We start from the raw sequence: 21,543 nt of genomic DNA on the forward strand, positions 1-21,543 counted from the left end.
GCTCTCACTGGCGAATCGCCGCGTGCACGTGCGACATTGTCCCGGCGAAACCGCACCCGCTGACGCGTGCGCGCTCGCACCTGTGCCACGTGTCCAGCACCGGAGGACCACAACGTACGTCGACGGCCCAGCTCCCCCCTGAGGCGCCGGAAGTCCGCAGCCGGCTCCGCAGGGGATCTGGATCCGCGATACGCAGCGGGCCTGCGGCGCCGGACACGGGAACCGGCCGACGCCAAACCGTGGGCGCCCGGCCGTCGTGCCGGTGTCCGAGGCCCACAAACGTCCGGACGCACGGTGCTGCGCGGCACGCACGAGATGCGCCAGGCCCGGCGGAGGGGGCAGGCGCGACCGATACTCCATTTCGAGCACGTCCATCCACCACTCGTCACACCGTCGTCCCGATGCTGGTGTCGGGGTGCACCGAGACGACACAACGGGAGGCACTCTTGGCTGCGATCTCAGCGGGTACCTCGTCTGCGACTCCACTGAGGGCTGCGCGCTCGCTTCGCAGCGCGCACACCCCTCAGACAAGCGTCGGGCTCTACGACCCGGAGTTCGAGCACGACGCCTGTGGCGTCGCCTTCGTCGCCGATCTCGCGGGCCGTCGCGGCCACGGAATCGTCCGGAAGGCGCTCACCGCGCTGCTGCGCATGGAGCACCGCGGTGCCCGCGGCGCGGAGGCCAACACCGGGGACGGAGCGGGCATCCTGATCCAGGTGCCCGACGAGTTCTTCCGGGCCGTCGTGGGATTCCCGCTGCCCGCAGAGGGTGGCTACGCCGTCGGCACGGCGTTCCTGCCCGCCGCGCGGGCCGACGCCGACGTCGCCGTGGCCGAGATCGAGAAGCTGGCCGCCGAGGAAGGCCTGCAGGTGCTGGGCTGGCGCGAGCTGCCGGTCGCCCCGGACGCCGCCGACCTCGGGCCGATGGCGCGCGAGGCGATGCCGAGCTTCCGCCAGCTGTTCGTGGCGGGCCTGGCCGGCGAGACCGGCATCGAGCTGGAGCGGCGCACGTTCTGCCTGCGCAAGCGCGCCGAGCACGCCACCGGCGTGTACTTCCCGAGCCTGTCGCCGCGCACGATCGTCTACAAGGGCATGCTCGCGGAGCCCCAGGTCGAGGCGTTCTACCCGGACCTGGCCGACGAGCGCGTCACCAGCGCGCTCGCGGTGGTGCACTCCCGGTTCTCCACCAACACGTTCCCCGCCTGGCCGCTGGCCCACCCGTACCGGTACGTGGCCCACAACGGCGAGATCAACACGCTGCGGGGCAACCGCAACTGGATGGCCGCCCGCGAGGCGCTGCTGGAGTCCGACCTCATCCCGGGCGACCTCGCGCGCCTCTCCCCGATCGTCACCCCGGACGCCAGCGACTCGGCCACCTTCGACGAGGTGCTGGAGCTGCTGCACCTGGGCGGGCGCAGCCTGCCCCACGCCGTCCTGATGATGATCCCGGAGGCGTGGGAGAACCACGACGAGATGGACCCGGCCCGCAAGGCCTTCTACGAGTTCCACTCCACGCTGATGGAGCCGTGGGACGGGCCTGCGCTGGTGGCGTTCACCGACGGCACCCAGATCGGCGCGGTGCTCGACCGCAACGGCCTGCGCCCCGCGCGGTACTGGGTCACCGACGACGGCACGGTCGTGCTCGCGTCCGAGGTGGGCGTGCTCGACGTCGAGCCCTCGGCCGTGGTGCGCAAGGGCCGCCTCGAGCCGGGCCGGATGTTCCTCGTCGACACGTCCGAGGGCCGCATCCTCGACGACGCCGAGATCAAGGGCGCGCTCGCGGCCGAGCACCCGTACGCCGAGTGGCTGCACGCCGGGTTGATCCACCTGGAGGAGCTGCCGCCGCGCGAGCGCGAGATCTACGACCACGCGGCCATCACCCACCGGCAGCAGTCGTTCGGCTACACCGAGGAGGAGCTGAACGTCCTGCTCAAGCCGATGGCGGCCTCCGGTGCCGAGCCGATCGGCTCCATGGGCAACGACGCGCCGCTCGCACCGTTCTCGTCGCGGCCGCGGCAGATCTTCGACTACTTCACCCAGCTGTTCGCGCAGGTCACGAACCCGCCGCTGGACGCGATCCGGGAGGAGCTGGTCACGTCGTTGCAGAGCCTGCTCGGTCCCGAGCAGAACCTGCTCGACGCCACGCCGGCCAACTGCCGCACGGTGGTCGTGCCGTTCCCGGTGCTCGGCAACGACGACCTCGCCAAGATCATCCACATCAACGACGACGGTGAGCTGCCCGGCTTCGCCTGCGTCACCGCCAAGGGCGTGTTCAAGGCCGCCGAGGGCGGCGCGGGGCTCGAGCGCAGGTTGAAGGAGATCTGCACCGAGGTCTCCGAGGCCATCGAGGACGGCGCGCGGCTGATCGTGCTGTCCAACCGCGGGGTCACCAAGGACTTCGCCCCGATCCCGTCGCTGCTGCTCACCGGCGCCGTGCACCACCACCTGGTGCGGGAGAAGACCCGCAGCCGCGTGGGGCTCATCGTCGAGGCGGGTGACGCGCGCGAGGTGCACCACATCGCGCTGCTGCTGGGCTACGGCGCCGCCGCGGTGAACCCGTACCTGGCGATGGCCACCGTCGAGGACCTCGCGATGCGCGGCGACATCCCCGGCGTCACCGCCGAGCAGGCCGCCACCAACCTCGTCAAGGCGCTCGGCAAGGGCGTCCGCAAGACGATGTCGAAGATCGGCGTCTCCACCGTGGCCTCGTACACGGGCGCGCAGATCTTCGAGGCGATCGGGCTCGGCCCCGAGGTCATCGAGTCCTGTTTCGCGGGCACCACGTCCCGCCTGGGCGGCGTCGGGTTCGACCAGCTCGCCGAGGAGGTGCTGATCCAGCACCGCCGCGCGTTCCCGGCCGACGACGTGCGCCCGAACCACCGCACGCTCGGGGTGGGCGGCGAGTACCAGTGGCGGCGCGAGGGCGAGCTGCACCTGTTCAACCCGCAGACGGTGTTCAAGCTGCAGCACTCCACGCGGCAGGGCCGCTACGAGGTGTTCAAGGAGTACACGCGCGCCGTCGACGACCAGGCGGGCCGGCTCATGACGCTGCGCGGCCTCTTCCGGTTCAAGGAAGGGGTGCGCCCGCCGGTGCCGATCGACGAGGTCGAGTCGGTCGACGACATCGTGAAGCGGTTCGCCACGGGCGCCATCTCCTACGGGTCCATCTCGAAGGAGATGCACGAGACGCTCGCGATCGCGATGAACCGCCTCGGCGGCAAGTCGAACACCGGCGAGGGCGGTGAGGACGCCGACCGCTTCACCGTCGACCCGAACGGCGACTCGCGCCGCAGCGCCATCAAGCAGGTGGCGTCCGGCCGGTTCGGCGTCACCAGCGAGTACCTGGTGAACGCCGACGACCTGCAGATCAAGATCTCGCAGGGCGCCAAGCCGGGCGAGGGCGGGCAGCTGCCCGGCGCCAAGGTCTACCCGTGGATCGCGAAGACCCGCTTCTCCACGCCGGGCGTGGGCCTCATCTCGCCGCCGCCGCACCACGACATCTACTCGATCGAGGACATCAAGCAGCTCATCCACGACCTCAAGAACGCCAACCCGAGGGCCCGCATCCACGTGAAGCTGGTCAGCCAGGTGGGCGTCGGCACGGTCGCGGCCGGCGTCGCGAAGGCCTACTCCGACGTCGTGCTCATCTCGGGCCACGACGGCGGCACGGGTGCGTCGCCGCTGTCGTCGATCAAGCACGCGGGCGGGCCGTGGGAGCTGGGGCTCGCCGAGACCCAGCAGACGCTGCTGCGCAACGGGCTGCGCGACCGCATCGTCGTGCAGGCCGACGGGCAACTCAAGACCGGCCGTGACGTCGTCATCGCGGCGCTGCTCGGGGCCGAGGAGTTCGGCTTCGCCACCGCACCGCTCGTGGTGTCGGGCTGCATCATGATGCGGGTCTGCCACCTCGACACCTGCCCGGTCGGCGTCGCCACCCAGAACCCGGAGCTGCGCAAGAGGTTCGACGGGCGGCCCGAGTACGTCGTGAACTTCATGCGGTTCGTGGCGCAGGAGGTGCGGGAGTACCTCGCGCAGCTCGGGTTCCGCTCGATCGCCGAGGCGGTCGGGCACGCCGAGATGCTCGACACCGACGACGCCGTGCGGCACTGGAAGACCGAGGGTCTCGACCTCTCGCCGATCTTCCACACGCCGCCGCTGCCGCCGGGCACCCCGCGGCACCGCACGAAGCCCCAGGACCACGGCCTGGACAAGGCGCTGGACAACACCCTGATCCAGCTGTCGGAGGGCGCGCTGGCCTCCGGCGACAAGGTGCGCCTCGACCTGCCCGTGCGCAACGTCAACCGCACCGTCGGCACGATGCTCGGCTACGAGCTCACCCGGCGGTGGGGTGGCGAGGGCCTGCCCGACGACACGATCGACGTCACGCTCTCCGGCTCGGCCGGCCAGAGCTTCGGCGCGTTCGTGCCGCGCGGCATCACCCTGCGCCTGGTGGGCGACACCAACGACTACTTCGGCAAGGGCCTGTCGGGCGGGCGGCTCACGCTGCGCCCCGACCCGTCGGCCCCGTTCGCGGCCGAGGAGAACGTGATCGCGGGCAACGTCATCGGCTACGGCGCCACGTCCGGGGAGATGTTCATCCGGGGTGTCGTCGGCGAGCGGTTCTGCGTGCGCAACTCCGGCGCGCTGGCCGTGGTCGAGGGCGTGGGCGACCACGGCTGCGAGTACATGACCGGCGGCCGCGTGGTGGTGCTCGGCCCCATCGGGCGCAACTTCGCGGCCGGCATGTCGGGCGGTGTCGCGTACCTGCTCGACCTGCCCCGCCACCGGGTCAACGGGGAGATGGTCGACATCGACCCGCTCGACGACGAGGACCGCGCGTTCCTGCGCGACACCGTCGAGCGCCACCACGCCGAGACCGGCTCGACGGTGGCGCGCGCCCTGCTCACCGACTGGGACGACGCCGTCGAGCGGTTCGGCAAGGTCATGCCCAAGGACTACAAGCGGGTGCTGCGGGCCCGCGCCGCGGCCGAGCGCGACGGCCGCGACATCGACGAGGCGATCATGGAAGCGGCGCACGGATGAGCGGAAACATCGACGAGGCGGCAGTGATCATTCTTGGGGAGGCCGCGCATGGCTGACCCGAAGGGTTTTCTGAAGGTCCCCCGTGAGACCCCGACGCGCCGTCCCGTGCCGCTGCGGCTGATGGACTGGCGGGAGGTCTACGAGGAGTTCCCGGACGGGCGCCTGGAGCGGCAGGCCAGCCGCTGCATGGACTGCGGCATCCCGTTCTGCCACCAGGGCTGCCCGCTGGGCAACCTCATCCCCGAGTGGAACAACCTCGTCTACCGGAGCGACTGGCGCGAGGCGGTCGAGCGGCTGCACGCCACCAACAACTTCCCGGAGTTCACCGGGACGCTGTGCCCCGCCCCGTGCGAGGCGGCGTGCGTGCTCGCGATCAACAGCGACGCCGTCACGATCAAGCAGGTCGAGCTGCAGATCATCGACCACGCGTTCGAGGAGGGCTGGGTGGCGCCGCAGCTCCCGGCCACCAAGACCGGCAAGAAGGTGGCCGTGGTCGGGTCCGGGCCCGCCGGGCTCGCCGCGGCCCAGCAGCTCACCCGCGTCGGGCACGACGTCGTGGTGTACGAGCGGGCCGACCGGATCGGCGGCCTGCTGCGCTACGGCATCCCCGAGTTCAAGATGGAGAAGAGCCGGCTCGACCGGCGGCTGGAGCAGATGCGCGCGGAGGGCACCCAGTTCCGCGCGTCGGTGGACGTCGGCACCGACATCACCGCCGAGAAGCTGCGGGAGGACTTCGACGCCGTCGTGCTCGCCGGTGGGGCCACCGCGTGGCGCGACCTGCCCGCGAAGGGCCGCGAGGTCGAGGGCGTCTACCAGGCGATGGAGTACCTGCCGTGGGCCAACCACGTGCAGCAGGGCGACATCGACGCCCCGCCGATCACCGCGGAGGGCAAGGACGTGGTGATCATCGGTGGCGGCGACACCGGCGCCGACTGCCTCGGCACCGCCCACCGCCAGGGTGCCCGCTCGATCACCCAGCTCGAGATCATGCCCACGCCGCCCGAGAAGCGCACCGAGGGCATGCCGTGGCCCACCTACCCGATGGTCTACCGGGTGTCCTCGGCCCACGAGGAGGGCGGCGAGCGGCTGTTCTCGGTCAACACCACCGAGTTCGTCGCCGACGCCGAGGGCAAGCTCGCGGCGCTGCGGATCGTCGAGGTGCGCCGGGACGCCGAGGGCCGGTTCCAGCCGGTCGAGGGCACCGAGCGGGAGCTGCCCGCGCAGCTCGTGCTGCTGGCCATGGGCTTCGTCGGCCCGGAGAAGGGCAAGCTGCTCGCCGACCTCGGCGTGGAGCTCGACCAGCGCGGCAACGTCGCGCGCGACGCCGACTACATGACCAGCGTCGAGGGCGTGTTCTCCGCCGGTGACATGGGCCGGGGCCAGAGCCTGGTTGTCTGGGCCATCGCCGAGGGCCGCGCCGCCGCGGCCGGCGTCGACGCCTACCTGACGGGGCGCGATGTCCTGCCCCGCCCGATCGCGCCCACGGACCGCCCCATCACCTGATCCGAACGTACGAACGGCACCCCCGTCCGATAGAGCGGTACGGGGGTGCCGTTCGTACGTCGGGGCCTGGGGTCAGGACAGCACGTACACGCGGAAGAAGCCCGCGTCGACGTCGAGGGCCGCCACCGAGGTGAACCCGGCAGCGGTGGCCAGCTCGCGCAGCGTGTCCTCCCGCAGCACCGTGCCCAGCGCGGCCGAGGGCTGCTCGGCGAGCGCCGCGGGCAGGCAGTGGATGATGCTCCAGCCGTACATGAGCCGCTCGAGCACGTCGCCGGGCGCGGTGAACCGCGGCGCCACCTTCTCGTCGACGACGATCATCGCGGCCCCGGGCGCGAGCGCCTTGCGGCAGGCGGCGAGCACCTCCACCGGCCGGGCCATGTCGTGCAGCGCCTCGAGCACGAGGACCGCGTCGAACGGCCCGTCGTCGAGCAGCGCCGTGGCGTCGCCGTGCACGAAGCGCGCCGAGGTGCCCTCGGCGTGCCCACGCGCCTCCTCCACCGAGGGCGCGTCCGCGTCGTAGCCGATCACCTCGGCCCCCGGGTAGGCGCGGGCCAGCGCCACCGTCGACCAGCCGTGGCCGCAGCCGACGTCGGCGATCCGGGCGCCCTCGCGGGAGAGCCGGGCGTGGACGTCCGGTGCGGCGGGCAGCCAGCTGCCCGTCAGATCGGTGAGGAACGCGGGCCGGTTGATGCTGCCCTGGCCGACGCGGAAGGCGGCACCGTAGTGGGCGTAGGGCACGCCCGAGCCGTCGCGGTAGGCCTCGACGACCTCGTCGAGCACGCGCGCGATACCGACGAGCATGTCGGCGAACGGGGCCACGTGCGCCGGGTCGTCCGGGTCGACGAGCACGCCGGCGTGGTCGGCAGGCAGCCGGTAACGCCGGGCGTCGGCGGGGCGGGCCGGGTCGTCGACGGCGAGGAAGCCCGCCACGGCCTGCTGTTCCAGCCACTCCCGCGCGTAGCGGGGGTGGATGCCTGCGGCGTCGGCGAGCTCGGGCGCGGTGAGCCGCCCGCGCTCGGCCAGCGTCCGGTACAGCCCGAGCCGCGTGCCGAGGTACACGCCGAAGAGCTCGAGCGTGCCGGTGGTGGCCTCGAGGAGGCGCTCGTCCAGGGTCTGGGGCATGGTCGCTCCTTCGTCGGTGGGGTACTCCTGCTCGTGGAGGCGGAAGGCGGGGCCTTGCACCGGGAAGGTCGGACCTCACAGGCGCCACGTCACCTGCCGCTCCGGCCGGTAGCAGCACCACGTGCCCGTCCGCACCGCGTCCGCGAGGTGACGGCCCAGTGCCGGGTGCACGGCCGCGATGCGGTCGATCGCCGCCCGGATCCGCCACCGGACGGCGGCGCGGGCCCGCTCGTTGCTGCTGCCGCCGCGCCGGGGGCGACCGCCCAGCCCGGTGGCGGCGGCGAGGTGGTCGACCAGCAGGTCCATCTCCAGGCGGGCCCGGTCGGCGGCCTCGCGATCGTGGTTGTCCTCGGCCTCGGCCAGGTCGGCCTGCAGCTGCACGATCCGCTCCTCGTAGGCCCGCAGCGCGTGCCCGTCGACGGTGGGGCCGGTGTCGGGGACGTCGACCGCCACCCCCATGAGCTCGGCGCAGTGGAACTCGCGGCCGGGGTGCGCGAGCAACGTGGCCAGGTCGCGGAACCCCTTCGCGTCGGGCAGCCGGACGGTGGTGCCGTCGAACGCGAGGGTCCACACCGCGCCCTCGAGCCGGAACGTCGCGGGTTGCGGCCCGTCGCCGCTTGCCACCGCCGCGAGCACCTCGCGGGCGCGGGCGAGCGCGGCCGGCAGCGGAAGGACGGGGCCGGGATCGACCGGCGGGGCGAGGCTCCGGTCGAGCGTGGCACGGGTGAGCAGGTCGCTCAGGTCGGCGCCGGGGAGGGGCACCGCGGCGCCGAGCCCGGCGGCGTCCGCACCGCGCCCGGCCACCGTCGCCAGCGCCGCGACGCAGCGCAGCGTCGTGCGCACGTGCGCGTCGCCGAGGCGCACGAAGTCCTCCAGCGCGGCGAGCAACGACCGGGCCGCGGGCTCGGGACGGCCGGCGAGCAGGTCCAGCACGCCGAACGCGCGGTGGGCGAGCCCGCGCCCGAGCGGGTACTCGGCGGCCTCGGACCGCGCCACCACCTCGGCGAGCACCGGCCGGGCCGCCTCCGGGTCGCACAGGGCGAGCACGTGGCCGTGGACGAGCGCGCACCACGCGGCGAGCACGGTGCCCTCGAGCGCCGCCCCGTCGACGTGCGCGGCGCGCGCGACGGCCACCGCCTCCGCGTCCCGCCCCGCGGCCGCGAGCGCGACCGCCCGCAGGCTCTCCAGCTCGGTGCGCCACGGCCCCAGGTCCCGTGCGTGCGCGAGCGCGTCGTCGGCGTGGCGGAGCGCGGCGTCGCCCTCGCCCTCCGCGAGGCTCGCCAGCAGCAGGGCCCGATGGGCGACGAGCGCGGGCGGCTCCCCGTCTGCGGCGTCCAGAGCGGCCCGGGCCAGCACGAGGCCGCGCTCGCGGTCCCCGGCCACGACGTGGGCGGTGGCGGCGATGCCCGCCGCCTGCGCCCAGCCCGGCTCCCCGGGATCCGGCCACCGCGCGAGCAGCCGATCGCCCCACTCCGCCACCGGTGCCGCCCGTCCGTGGTGCACGTCGGTGCCCCACAGCAGCCCGTAGACGGCGAAGGCCCGGTCGGGGTGCTCGTCGTGCTCGAGCACGCACCCCAGGGCGTCGTACGCGTCGTGGCGCAGCACGTCGGCGGTGGCCGCGAGCTCGGCCGACCAGGACCGCCACGACGTGGCCGTGATCTCGCGGCACTGCGCCACCGTCCAGTCCACGCAGCGCGTGGTGACGGCGTCGAACTCGCCGCTCGCCTCGAGCTTGGCCCGCGCGTAGGCCCGGATCGTCTCCAGCAACGAGTACCAGGTGCGCCCTCCGCGGCGGTGCACCTGCACCAGGGAACGGGCCACGAGCCGTTCGAGGTGGCCGATCACGGCGAGCAGGTCCTCCCCCGGTTCACCGGCCACGACGTGGGCCGCCTCCGCGGTGAACCGCCCCTCGGCCACCCCGAGCCGCGCGAAGAAGCGGGCGGTGTCCGGTTCGAGCCGCTCGTAGGACCAGTCGACCACGGCCTCGAGGCTGCGGTGGCGGGCCGGGGCGCGGCGGTGCCCGACGAGCAGGTCGAGCCTGCGGGCGAGGTGCGCGAGGATCTCCGCGGGCGCGAGCGTCGGGGTGCGGGCCGCGGCCAGCTCGATGGCCAGCGGCAGCCCGTCGAGGCGGCGGCACAGCTCGACCACGGCCGGTGCGCCGTCGCCGTCGAGGTCGACGGCGGCCCCGGCGGCCGCGGCCCGGGCCAGGAACAGCTGGACGGCCGGTGCCGCGTGGCCGTCGCCGTCGTCGACCGCGAGCGGTTGCAGCCGCAGCACGTGCTCGTCCGGCACCGCCAGCGGCTCGCGGCTCGTGGCCAGCACCGACACCCCCGGCGCGGTGGCGAGGAGCAGCTCGACGGCGTCGGCCGCGGCGTCGAGGAGGTGCTCGCAGTTGTCCAGCACGAGCAGCACCGACCGGTCGGCGAGCGCGGCCAGCGCGGTGTCCCAGGACGGGTACCCGAGCGACTCGGCGAGGGCGGCCGGGACCTGGTCGGGGCGGGCCCGCCGGGCCAGCAGGCAGATCGCGGCGCCCGGGACCCGCCGCGCCACGGCCAGTGCGAGCCGTGTCTTGCCCACGCCGCCGACCCCGGTGACGGTGACCAGCCGATGGCGCTCGATCAGTGCGGTGAGCGTGGCCAGTTCGGTGTCCCGGCCCACGAGCGAGGGATCCGCGCCCATCGTCGGCCTCTCCGGCTACCCGTTCCGGGTCGAGCACGGTACCGGACCCGGCGCTCCCCGGAACCGTCATTTCGTACCAACGGCACCTCTGTACCGCTCTATCGAACGGGGGTGCCGTTCGTACATGTGGGCGGCGGCGGTGGCCCCGTTGCGCGCGCGTTATCGGATAGTGACGGCCACGTGGGGCCGAGGGGTTGACGCTGATACCTGTTAGCGCTCACATTGGGTCGCCCGCCGACCGCGGGACGGCATCTCGAGGAGGAGACGTGCACAGGAAGCTCGGAATGGCCGCTGCGGGCGCCGCGTTGGCGCTCGTGCTCGCGGCCTGTGCCGGCGAGGGCGCCGGCGGAGGCGGTGGCGCCGGTGCCGGAGCAGAGGCGCAGGACCTGCTCGTCGGGGTCGCCATGCCCACCCAGACCTCGGAACGCTGGATCGCCGACGGCAACTCGGTGAAGGAACAGCTCGAGGCCGCGGGTTACCAGGTGGACCTGCAGTACGCGGGCGACGACATCCCCACGCAGTCGCAGCAGGTCGACCAGATGATCACGCGGGGGGCCGATCTGCTGATCATCGCCGCGATCGACGGCACCGCGCTGTCGAGCCAGCTCCAGGCTGCCGCGAGCGCGAACATCCCCGTCATCGCCTACGACCGCCTCATCCGCGGCAGCGAGAACGTCGACTTCTACGTCACCTTCGACAACCGCCAGGTCGGCGTCGAGCAGGGCAACGCGCTGCTGACCGGGCTCGGCATCCTGAACCGCGACGGGTCGCCGGGCAGCGCCACCGGCCCGTTCAACATCGAGCTCTTCGCCGGGTCGCTCGACGACAACAACACGGGCTTCTTCTTCGACGGCGCCATGTCGGTGCTCCAGCCGCACATCGACTCGGGCAAGCTGGTGGTCAAGAGCGGCCAGACCGACATCGAGCAGGTCGCCATCCTGCGCTGGCAGCAGGAGACCGCCCAGAAGCGCATGGAGGACCTGCTCACCTCCAGCTACAACGACGGCTCCCGGGTGGACGGCGTCCTCTCCCCGTACGACGGCCTGTCGCGCGGCATCATCACCGCGCTGCAGAACGCCGGCTACGGCACCGCCGACAACCCGATCCCGGTCGTCACGGGGCAGGACGCGGAGATCGCCTCGGTCAAGCTCATCGCCGACGGCGTGCAGAACTCCACGATCTTCAAGGACACCCGCAAGCTGGCCGCGCAGGCCGTGACGGCCGCGCAGGCCTTCCTCGGCGGCACCCAGCCGGAGGCCAACGACACCACGACCTACGACAACGGCGTGAAGGTCGTGCCGTCCTACCTGCTGCCCATCGAGACCGTCTACGCGGACAACATCCAGTCCGCGCTCGTCGACACCGGTTACTGGACGGCCGAGGAGGTCGCCAGCGGTCAGGCGGGTTAGCCACCACCAGAGACCTGAGCGCCGGCCGGCCCGTGACCCTTCGCCGGGCCGGCCGGCGCTCGGCCACTCCCCCACCCCCGAGGCGAGGCCCATGGACGACCACATCCTCGAGATGCGCGGCATCACCAAGACGTTCCCGGGTGTCACCGCACTGGCGGACGTCAACCTCGAGGTGCGCCGCGGCGAGATCCACGCCATCTGCGGCGAGAACGGGGCCGGCAAGTCGACCCTGATGAAGGTGCTCTCCGGCGTGCACCCGACCGGTGACTACGACGGCGAGATCGTGTTCGACGGGGAGCCCGTGCGGTTCTCCGGCATCCGCGACAGCGAGCACGTCGGCATCGTGATCATCCACCAGGAGCTGGCGCTGGTGCCGTACCTGTCGATCGCCGAGAACATCTTCCTCGGCAACGAGCGCCGGGGCCGCGGCGGGCTCATCGACTGGAACCGCGCCAACGCCGAGGCGGGGCGCCTCCTGCAGGAGGTCGGCCTGGCCGAGAACCCGGTCACGCCGGTCGGGCAGCTCGGCGTCGGCAAGCAGCAGCTCGTGGAGATCGCGAAGGCGCTGTCGAAGGACGTCCGGCTGCTGATCCTGGACGAGCCCACCGCCGCGCTGAACGACACCGATTCGGCGCACCTGCTCGACCTGCTGCGGCTGCTGCGCGACCGCGGCATCACCTGCATCATGATCTCGCACAAGCTGAACGAGATCGTCAGCATCGCCGACCGCACCACCGTGATCCGCGACGGCCGCACCGTGGAGACCATGGACATGGGCGACCCCGACGCCTCGCAGGCGCGGATCATCCGCGGCATGGTCGGGCGCGACCTGGCCAGCTTCTACCCCGACCGCGAGTCGTCGCCCGGCGAGGAGGTGCTGCGCGTCGAGGGGTGGACGGTGTGGCACCCCAGCCAGGACCGCAAGGTCGTCGACGACGCCGCCTTCACGGTGCGGGCGGGCGAGGTGGTGGGCATCGCGGGGCTCATGGGCGCGGGGCGCACGGAGCTCGCGATGAGCATCTTCGGCCGGTCCTACGGGCGCAACATCACCGGCAAGGTGTTCATGCACGGCAAGGAGGTGCGCACGCGCACCGTGGCGGAGGCGATCGAGAACGGGATCGCCTACGCCACCGAGGACCGCAAGCGCTACGGGCTCAACCTCATCGAGGACATCCGGCGCAACGTCTCGGCGGCCGGCCTGCACAAGCTCTCGCGGCGCGGGTGGGTCAACGGCAACGAGGAGACCCGCGTGGCCGAGGAGAGCAGGCGCAACCTGAACATCAAGGCGCCGAGCGTCATGAGCGTGGTCGGCAAGCTCTCCGGCGGCAACCAGCAGAAGGTCGTGCTGTCGAAGTGGCTTTTCACCGACCCGGACGTCCTCATACTGGACGAGCCGACCCGCGGCATCGACGTCGGCGCGAAGTACGAGATCTACACGATCATCAACCGGCTGGTCGCGGCCGGGAAGGCGGTGCTGGTGATCTCGTCCGAGCTCCCGGAGCTGCTGGGCATCTGCGACCGCATCTACACGCTGTCCGCCGGCCGGATCACCGGTGAGGTCCCGGTGGGCGAGGCCACCCAGGAGGGGCTGATGGCGCTCATGACCCAGGAGAGGGAGTCCGCAGCATGACCACCACCGGCCCCGCGCCCTCCGCGGAGAAGGCCGCCGAGGGCGCCACCACGGCGGCCGCGCTGCACACGGGCACCAGCGACATCCGCGCGCTGCTCACCCGCAACCTGCGCCAGAGCGGCATCTACGTGGCGTTCGTGGCGATCGTGGCGCTGTTCGCGATCCTCACCGACGGGGTGCTGCTGTCCCCCATCAACATCACGAACATCGTCCTCCAGTACTCGTACATCCTCGTGCTGGCGATCGGCATGGTCATCGTGATCATCGCCGGGCACATCGACCTGTCGGTCGGGTCGGTGGTGGCGCTCACGGGCGCCGTGTCGGCCGTGATGGTGATCCAGCAGGGCATGCCCTGGTGGGTCGGGATCGTCGCCGCGCTCGCCGTCGGCCTCGTGGTCGGGGCCTGGCACGGCTTCTGGGTGGCCTACGTCGGCATCCCCGCGTTCATCGTGACGCTCGCCGGCATGCTGCTCTTCCGCGGCCTCACGCTGCGGGTGCTCGACAACATCTCGCTCTCGCCGTTCCCCGCCGAGTACCAGCTGGTGGCCAACGGCTTCCTCAACGGCCTGCTCGGCGGCGACGGCTTCGACGCGTTCACGCTGCTCATCGGTGCGATCGCGGTGGTGGGCTACGGGGTGAGCGGGTTCCGCACCCGGATCGCCCGCATCACCTACCAGCAGCCGGTCGAGTCGTTCCCGCTGTTCGTGGCCCGGGTCGTGCTCGTCGGGCTCGTCGTCATGTACTTCGCGTGGCAGCTCGCGCATGCCCGCGGCCTGCCGGTGGTGCTGATCATCCTGGCCGTGCTGGTCATGGCCTACGGCGTGATCACGCGGCGCACCGTCTTCGGGCGGCAGGTCTACGCCATCGGCGGCAACCTGTCCGCGGCGATGCTGTCCGGCGTCAAGGTCCGCACGGTCAACTTCTGGATCTTCGTCAACATGGGGCTGCTCTCGGCCGTCGCCGGGATCATCTACTCGTCCCGCATCAACGGCGCGCAGCCCGCAGCGGGCAACATGTTCGAGCTCGACGCCATCGCGGCGGCGTTCATCGGCGGCGCGGCCGTCACCGGTGGCGTCGGCACGGTGGTGGGGGCGATGGTCGGCGGACTGATCATGGCCGTCATGAGCAACGGCATGCAGCTCATGGGCATCGACCAGTCGATCCAGTCCGTGGTCAAGGGGCTCGTGCTGCTGGTGGCCGTCGCGTTCGACATCTACAACAAGCGCCGGGCGGGCGCCTCGCGCTGACGCCGGAGGAGCAGCGATGCGCCATCTCATCGCGTGCTGCGACGGCACGTGGATGACCGCCGTCAAGCAGAGCAACGTGAGCAGGCTGCGCGCGGCCGTGGTGACGCAGCCCGGGGAACCGGAGCCGCTGTACGTCGAGGGCGCCGGGGTGTCGGACAACCCGATCGACGCGCTGCGCGGCGGGCTCACCGGCGCCGACCTGGACCGCAGCATCACGGCCGGCTACCGGTGGCTCGCCCGGGAGTACCGGCCGGGCGACCAGGTGGCGCTGTTCGGCTACAGCCGGGGTGCCTACACCGCGCGCAGCATCGCCGGCATGATCTCGCGGGTCGGGCTCGTGGCCCCGACCGGCGACCTCGACCGGGCCGTCGAGCTGGCGTACGCGCGCTACCGCGAGCAGCACTCCGCGCCCCCCGGCAGCCTGCCCCCGCTCGGTGTGCCGCTCGCGTGGGAACCCACCGACCCGCAGAACCCGGTGCGCTTCATCGGCGTGTGGGACACGGTCGGCGCGCTCGGCATCCCGGCCTACGTCGGGGTGCCGGACCTGTTCCGCTCCCGCGAGCAGTACGAGTTCCTCGACGTGCGCCTCGACCCGCGCATCCCGCACGCCCGCCACGCCGTGGCGCTCGACGAGATGCGCGGCCCGTTCCGGCCCACCCTCTGGCGCGATCACGGGCCCGGCCAGGACGTGAAGCAGGTGTGGTTCCCCGGCGACCACGGCGACGTCGGCGGCAGCCACGCCGAGAAGGGCCTCAGCGACGAGGCGCTCGACTGGATGATGCGCGAGGCCACCGAGGCCGTCGGGATCACGTTCGACCGCAGCCGCATCGCGGGCTTCGCACCGGACCCGACGACGCCACCGAACGACATGCCCGGTGGGCCGCTCGGCGTGGCCTACGAGATCGCGCTGCAGCCGCGTCCCCGGGCCACACCGCGGGTGGACCACCGCCACGAGGAGCCCGGCGTCAGCCCGTCGGCGTACGCGAGCCGGCGGGCGAACGGCTACCGGCCCACGCGCACGCTCGCCGCGCCGGGCGACACCGCCGAGGTGGTGGTGCCCGCCGCCCGGGGGTGGACGGCCACCGGCCTCTACCTGGAACCCGGCAGGTACCGCTTCGCGGCCGTGGGCGAGTGGAGCAGCGCGTTCGACCGGTGCGGCCCGGCGGGAGACACCTCGCGGTGGCACCTGCCCGGCCGCCTGTTCAGCACCGTGATCGGCGCCGGTGAGACCGTCCTGCGCGCCGCTCTGCGCAACCCGGAGGCGCAGCTGGTCGGCACCCGGCGCGTTCCGGAGGAGCCGTGGATGTCGCTGCTCGGGCTGGTGGCCGACGAGGTCACGGACGCCCGCGGCCAGGTGGTGCACCCCGACGAGCGCATCCCCATCGGCGCGGGCACCACGTACGACGTGCAGCGGCGCGGATACCTGCACGCATTCGCCAACGACGCGTGGGGCTTCTACGGCAACAACAGCGGCGAGGTGCGACTCACCGTCACCCGCGTCTAGCGCCGAGCGAAAAAGGCATTCGCGGCCGGGCGGAACATCAGCACGAGCGCCGACCACACGGCGACGACGTGCGCGGCGCGCAGGGCCGCGGCGACGAGCGCGGGCGCGTCGGCCGTCACCAGGAACAGGCCCGGCGAGCCACCCGCGAGCAGCCACGAGACGGGCTCGATCACGAGCGACAGCGTGCCGAACCCGCCGAGGAGCACGGCCACCGTCCAGCGGACGGGGTTGCGCCCGGTGCGCAGCGCGAGCACCAGCACGGCGAGCACCGCGTAGATCGCGAAGCGCGCGCCGAGCCGGCCGAACGTGGGTGGCTCGGGGAACAGCAGGTGGATGAGGGCCTCGATGGCCCCGGCCCCGATGGCCGAGAGCCAGAGCAGGACCGAGAGCTGGACGGTGGGCGGCGCGGTGCGCTCGGCGACGGAGGTCATGCCGAGCAGTGTTCGCCGGAAGCCGCCTCGGCACCGCCCGGCGCGCACCCGTGCCGGACCGGGGGAAAACCCCACCACGAGCCCGGAATTCTCTGGTACAAAAGAAGGTCGCGATTCCGATGAATGAGCCGGAATCGCGATTCTTCGGCAATTCTACCAGAGGGGTCCGGGAAATGTCGAGCGTGGATGACGACCGCCGCCACATCGCCCTCCTGTACGACCGGTTCGACGCCGAGCGGGTGGCCGCGCAGCGCGAGCTGGTGTTCGCCCAACGCGCGTCGGGCAGCTCGCCGGGCGAGCGGGCGCTGCGGGAGGCCGCGGTGCGCGCGCAGACCGCCCGCCTGGGCCGGCTGCGCGCCGTCGGCGACGGGCTGTGCTTCGGCCGCACCGACGCCCTCGACGGCACCCGCACGTTCGTGGGCCGCATCGGCCTGCTCGACGACGACCTGGAGCCACTGCTCGTCGACTGGCGCGCGCCTGCTGCCCGCCCCTTCTACACCGCCACGGCCGCACACCCCGAGGGCCTCGCACGCAGGCGCCACTTCCGCACGCGCGGGCGCGCGGTGCTCGACGCGCACGACGACGTGCTCGCCCGGGAGGGCACCGACGGCTCGGCGGGCTCGGACGCCGCACTGCTGGCCGCCCTCGACGCCCCGCGCACCGGCGCGATGCGCGACATCGTCGCCACGATCCAGGCCGAGCAGGACGAGATCATCCGGCTCGACAGCACCGGGCTCACCGTGATCGAGGGCGGGCCGGGCACCGGGAAGACGGCGGTGGCGCTGCACCGGGTGGCGTACCTGCTCTACACGTACCCGCAGCTGGCCCGCCGCGGCGTGCTGGTGGTCGGACCGCACCCGCGATTCCTGCAGTACATCTCGGCCGTGCTGCCCTCCCTCGGCGAGACCGACGTCGTGTTCGCCACGCCGGGCGAGCTGCTGCCCGGCGTCACGACGCAGCGCGAGGAAGAGCCGGACGTGGCGCGCGTCAAGGGGTCACTGGCCATGGTCGACGTGCTCGCCGTGGCCGTGGCCGACCGGCAGGACGTGCCCGTCGAGCCGGTGCCGATCGAGCTCGACGACATCACCGTCGAGATCACGGCCGGCATCGCGGCGGCCGCGCGCGAGCAGGCCCGGGCCGGGCACCGCCGCCACAACGAGGCCCGGCCGGTCTTCGCCACCGCGGTGCTCGACGCGCTCGCCGAGCAGGCCGTCGACCGGATCGGCGCCGGGTGGCTCGCGCCGCGCGAGGTGCCCGAGCTCGCCACACAGCTGCGCGACGACGCGCGCGCCGAGCTGCGCCGCCACCCGCAGCTGCACGCCGCCCTCGACGCGCTGTGGCCCGAGCTCACGCCGCAGCGGCTGCTCGCCGACCTGTTCACCTCGCCGGAGCGCCTGGCCGTGGCCGCGGCCGCGCTCCCGGCGGCCGACCGGGCCGCCCTCGCCCGCACCGACGGCGAGGCCTGGACGGTGGCGGACGTGCCGCTGCTCGACGAGGCGGCCGAGCTGCTGGGCCCGCCGTCCTCGGCGCGGAAGCGCGCGGCGCGGGCGCGGCGGCGCGCGGCGGAGGGCCTGGGCTACGCCGCGGACGTGCTGCGGCTGCTCGACGTCGAACCCGCCGACGACGACGGCACCCGCGCGGTCGACGTGGTGCACGCCGACCTGCTCGCCGAGCGGCAGGAGGAGGCCGACCACCGCACGATCGCCGAGCGCGCGGCCGCCGACCGGGAGTGGGTGTACGGGCACGTGGTGGTCGACGAGGCGCAGGAGCTGTCGGACATGGACTGGCGCGTGCTGGTGCGCCGCTGCCCCAGCCGCTCGTTCACGGTGGTGGGCGACCTGGCGCAGCGCCGATCGGCGGCCGGGGCGCGGACGTGGGCCGCGGCGCTGGACCGGCACGCCCCCGGGCGCTGGACCCACCGCGTACTCACCGTCGGCTACCGCACACCCGCCGAGGTCATGGCGGTGGCCGCCGACGTGCTGGCCGCGCACGCCCCGGGCTCCACCCCACCGGAGGCGGCCCGCAGCACCGGGGTGCGCCCGTGGGCCCGGCGCGTGGAACCGGACGAGCTCGAGACGGCCGTGCGCGCGGCGGTCGACGGCGACGGGGAGGTCGCCGTGATCGCCCCCGGCCCGTTCCCGGACCTGCCGGGGGCCACCGTGCTCACCCCCCGGGAGGCGAAGGGCCTGGAGTTCGACACCGTGCTGCTCGTGGAGCCGCAGCGGTTGGAGGTCGCCGACCTCTACGTGGCGCTCACCCGCGCCACCCAGCGGCTCGGCGTGCTGCACACCGAGCCGCTCCCGGCGTCGCTGCGCCGCCTCAGCTCCCGGCGAGCCGCTCCACCACCGGCGCGAACTGCTCCAGGTACGAGCCGTTGACGCTCACGTAGGAGACCCCATAGGCGTCGCGCCGCCGAAGCAGCTCGTCGGCCATCTCCGCAGGGCCGCCGGGCAGCAGCGTCTGCGAGTCGTGGGCGACGAGCGTGGCGCGGTCCGCGCCGATGAACTTCTGCGTCCACTGCGGGATCTCGTCGTCGCCCACGGCGAACAGGTTCATGGCGATCTCGATGTCGTCCGCGCGATCGCCGGCTGCCTCCCGCAGCCGGGCCGCCATGTCCACGAGGTGGTCGCGGCCGGCGAGCGCGGGCGCGGCGAGGGTGGCCATGTCGGCGACGCGGCCCGCCAGCGCGAGCGCCTGGGGGCCGCCCGCCGCCACGAGCACCGGGGTGTGCCGGTCGCCGTCGAGCGAGCGCAGCTGCTCGATCGACTCGGCCACCTCCCGCAGCCGCTCGGCCGCCGTCCCCCACGGGCGGCCGAGCTCCTCGGCGAACTGCCGGGCCTGCGGGCGCCCGGTGCCGATGCCGAAGTCGAAGCGGCCCTCGGTGAGCACCGACAGCGAATGCCCCTCCCACGCGGCGGCCCGGGGCGAGCGCAGCGGACCGGCCAGCACGAACGTGCCGACGCGCAGGCTGGTGGTCGCGCAGGCGGCCACCGCGAGCGACGGGAACGGCGAGAGCAGCTGCAGGCCGTCGGGCATCAGCAGGGTGGAGTAGCCGAGCTCCTCCACCCGCCGCGCCGTGGCGGCCCACTCCTGCCTGCCGCCCTCGGGCGTCACCACCACACCGAACCGGAACTTGTGCTCCGACATCCCCCACCTCCAGAACGATTACAACTCTGAACGATTATCTGGAGAGTACCGTTCAGGACGTGTACGGTCTACCCGTGCCACTGGAGAACCCACCCGGCTCGGCGTTCCTCCTCGCCGCCGTCGGCGCGCACGCCGCCGCGCGCTTCGCCGAGCGCGTCGCCGCACTCGACCTCACCCCGCCGCAGGTCGGCCTGCTCGGGCTCATCGCGGCGTCACCCGGGCAGAGCCAGCAGCAGGTCGCCCAAGTGCTCGGCATGCCGCCGAGCCGGCTCGTCGGGCTGGTCGACGCGCTCGCCGACCGCGGGCTCGTCGAGCGCAGGCGCAACCCGGACGACCGGCGCCTGCACGCCCTGCACATCACCGAGGCGGGCCGGGCCGTGCTCGACGAGATCGGCGCCGTCGGCCGCGCCCACGACGACGCGCTCTGCCGCAGCCTCGACGCCGACGAGCGCGAGACCCTGCGTGCCCTCCTCAGCCGGATCGCGGCCGACCAGGGCCTGCGCCCCGGCGTGCACCCGGGCTACCGCTCCGTGTAGCCAACCCCGTGTGCCGGGACCCGGCACGGGGTATCCCGCCGTTTTCGAAGCCCTTCGAGCCGAGGAGCTGGCGATGGGGCTCGTGGGAAGTCTGACGGGTTTCGTGACCGGGCTGCTCGGTGCCGTGGTCGGCCTGCTCTCCACCGTCGTGCGCGGGGTGCTGGCGCTGGTGCTCGGCGTGCTGGCGACGGTCCTGCTGGTCGTGGCCGGGCTGCTGTGCGCCACCATCCTGCTGCTGCCGCTGGGGATCCCCCTCGGCGCGATGGCGGTGGACCTCTACGGGCAGGCGGCGAAGATCCTCACCGGGAACACCGGGGCTGAGAGAGCGCTCCGCCGGGCCGGGGACGCGGTGCGCCCGCGGCGCAAGCGGCTCCTGTTCTGAGGCGCTGATGTGGCCCGAACACATGGGGAGCGCTGATCCATGGGGTCTACACACAGGGCGCTGCGGCGTCCGCCGCCGTACCGTCCAGCGACATGACCGCCGCAGTGTCGCCGCCGCTGGCCGACCGCCGCGCCCTGGTCACGGGCGCCGCGTCGGGGATCGGGGCGGCCCTGGCCGAGCGCCTCGCCGCCGACGGCGCGCACGTGTTCGCCGTCGACCGCGACGAGCCCGGGCTGGCCGCGCTCGCCGCGGACGCCCGCGTGGAACCGGTGGTTTGCGACCTGTCCGACCTCGACGCCGTCGACGCGCTGCCCGCCGACGTCGACGTCCTGGTCAACAACGCCGGGCTGCAGCACGTCGCCCCGATCCCCGAGTTCGACCCCGACCGGTTCTCGCTGATCCTGCGCGTGATGCTGGAGGCGCCGTTCCGGCTGGCCCGCCGCGCGCTGCCGCACATGTACGGCCGCGGCTGGGGCCGGGTCGTCAACATCTCGAGCGTGCACGGGCTGCGCGCGAGCCCGTTCAAGTCGGCGTACGTGAGCGCGAAGCACGGCCTCGAGGGCCTGTCCAAGGTCATCGCGCTGGAGGGCGCCGACCGCGGGGTCACGAGCAACTGCATCGACCCCGCCTACGTGCGCACACCGCTGGTCGAGCGGCAGATCGCCGACCAGGCCCGCACCCACGGGATCGACCCCGGATCCGTGGTGGAGCGGGTGATGCTCGCCCCCGCCGCCGTGAAGCGGCTCGTCGAGCCGCAGGAGGTGGCCGAGCTGGCAGCCGTGCTCTACGGGCCGGCGTCGGCCTCGATCACCGGAACGTCGCTGTCGATGGACGGCGGCTGGACCGCCCACTGAGAGGAACGGAGACATCGTGGTCACCGACCGACAACCACGCGCCAACATCATCCGGGT

General features: G+C 73.2%; 14 protein-coding genes. 10 read left to right on the forward strand and 4 right to left on the reverse strand.

Annotated features, from left to right (window positions below; genetic code table 11):
• The first annotated feature begins 485 nt into the window (after positions 1–485).
• The gene (gltB, locus tag ACFPL3_RS05645) at positions 486–5,042 is read left to right on the forward strand and encodes a glutamate synthase large subunit (protein ID WP_343946995.1); all 4,557 of its coding nucleotides are present in this window, start codon (positions 486–488) and stop codon (positions 5,040–5,042) included.
• 48 nt (positions 5,043–5,090) lie between these two features.
• Positions 5,091–6,545, forward strand: a complete 1,455-nt coding sequence (locus ACFPL3_RS05650; RefSeq protein ID WP_343946994.1) for a glutamate synthase subunit beta — start codon at positions 5,091–5,093, stop codon at positions 6,543–6,545.
• Between the two features lie 72 nt (positions 6,546–6,617).
• On the opposite strand, the gene ACFPL3_RS05655 is transcribed toward ACFPL3_RS05650, so the two are convergent.
• Positions 6,618–7,667: a class I SAM-dependent methyltransferase gene (locus tag ACFPL3_RS05655; protein WP_343946993.1), complete on the reverse strand. Its 1,050-nt coding sequence runs from the start codon at positions 7,665–7,667 to the stop codon at positions 6,618–6,620.
• A 75-nt stretch (positions 7,668–7,742) separates the two neighbouring features.
• On the reverse strand, positions 7,743–10,346 hold the full coding sequence (locus ACFPL3_RS05660) for an ATP-binding protein (protein ID WP_379588461.1): 2,604 nt from the start codon (positions 10,344–10,346) through the stop codon (positions 7,743–7,745).
• Between the two features lie 284 nt (positions 10,347–10,630).
• Between ACFPL3_RS05660 and chvE the strand changes: the two genes are divergently transcribed.
• The 4 genes from chvE to ACFPL3_RS05680 all read left to right on the forward strand — a co-directional run bounded on the left by chvE (position 10,631) and on the right by ACFPL3_RS05680 (position 16,136).
• The gene (gene chvE / locus ACFPL3_RS05665; RefSeq protein WP_343940468.1) at positions 10,631–11,755 is read left to right on the forward strand and encodes a multiple monosaccharide ABC transporter substrate-binding protein; all 1,125 of its coding nucleotides are present in this window, start codon (positions 10,631–10,633) and stop codon (positions 11,753–11,755) included.
• Between the two features lie 91 nt (positions 11,756–11,846).
• Positions 11,847–13,385, forward strand: coding sequence for a multiple monosaccharide ABC transporter ATP-binding protein (gene mmsA / locus ACFPL3_RS05670; RefSeq protein WP_343940461.1), 1,539 nt, complete (start codon positions 11,847–11,849; stop codon positions 13,383–13,385).
• On the forward strand, positions 13,382–14,632 hold the full coding sequence (gene mmsB / locus ACFPL3_RS05675; RefSeq protein ID WP_343940462.1) for a multiple monosaccharide ABC transporter permease: 1,251 nt from the start codon (positions 13,382–13,384) through the stop codon (positions 14,630–14,632). Before mmsA ends, mmsB begins: the two co-directional genes overlap by 4 nt.
• Positions 14,633–14,648: 16 nt before the next feature.
• Positions 14,649–16,136, forward strand: a complete 1,488-nt coding sequence (locus ACFPL3_RS05680; protein WP_343940464.1) for a DUF2235 domain-containing protein — start codon at positions 14,649–14,651, stop codon at positions 16,134–16,136.
• On the opposite strand, the gene ACFPL3_RS05685 is transcribed toward ACFPL3_RS05680, so the two are convergent.
• Positions 16,133–16,567 carry a hypothetical protein gene (locus ACFPL3_RS05685; RefSeq protein ID WP_343940466.1) on the reverse strand — a complete coding sequence of 145 codons (435 nt, stop codon included), beginning with the start codon at positions 16,565–16,567 and terminating at the stop codon, positions 16,133–16,135. The genes ACFPL3_RS05680 and ACFPL3_RS05685 overlap by 4 nt on opposite strands.
• 173 nt (positions 16,568–16,740) lie before the next feature.
• Here ACFPL3_RS05685 and ACFPL3_RS05690 point away from each other — a divergent pair, with 173 nt between their 5' ends.
• Positions 16,741–18,945, forward strand: coding sequence for a helicase (locus ACFPL3_RS05690; RefSeq protein WP_379588464.1), 2,205 nt, complete (start codon positions 16,741–16,743; stop codon positions 18,943–18,945).
• Here ACFPL3_RS05690 and ACFPL3_RS05695 read toward each other — a convergent pair.
• A complete protein-coding gene (locus ACFPL3_RS05695; RefSeq protein ID WP_343943339.1) occupies positions 18,887–19,714 on the reverse strand; it encodes an LLM class flavin-dependent oxidoreductase in 828 nt (275 codons plus the stop codon). The two genes, ACFPL3_RS05690 and ACFPL3_RS05695, sit on opposite strands and share 59 nt — an antisense overlap.
• 74 nt (positions 19,715–19,788) lie before the next feature.
• Here ACFPL3_RS05695 and ACFPL3_RS05700 point away from each other — a divergent pair, with 74 nt between their 5' ends.
• The 3 genes from ACFPL3_RS05700 (at position 19,789) to ACFPL3_RS05710 (ending at position 21,486) form a co-directional block, all read left to right on the forward strand.
• Positions 19,789–20,250 (forward strand): MarR family winged helix-turn-helix transcriptional regulator, encoded by a 462-nt coding sequence (locus ACFPL3_RS05700; protein ID WP_343943338.1) that lies wholly within the window; start codon positions 19,789–19,791, stop codon positions 20,248–20,250.
• Positions 20,251–20,323: 73 nt separating this feature from the next.
• Positions 20,324–20,632, forward strand: coding sequence for a hypothetical protein (locus ACFPL3_RS05705; RefSeq protein ID WP_343943337.1), 309 nt, complete (start codon positions 20,324–20,326; stop codon positions 20,630–20,632).
• Positions 20,633–20,724: 92 nt separating this feature from the next.
• Complete coding sequence (locus tag ACFPL3_RS05710) at positions 20,725–21,486, forward strand: 3-hydroxybutyrate dehydrogenase (RefSeq protein WP_379588465.1); 762 nt, start codon at positions 20,725–20,727, stop codon at positions 21,484–21,486.
• Positions 21,487–21,543: the final 57 nt, after the last annotated feature.

This window comes from Pseudonocardia zijingensis, assembly GCF_042657305.1.
GTDB lineage: Bacteria > Actinomycetota > Actinomycetes > Mycobacteriales > Pseudonocardiaceae > Pseudonocardia > Pseudonocardia zijingensis.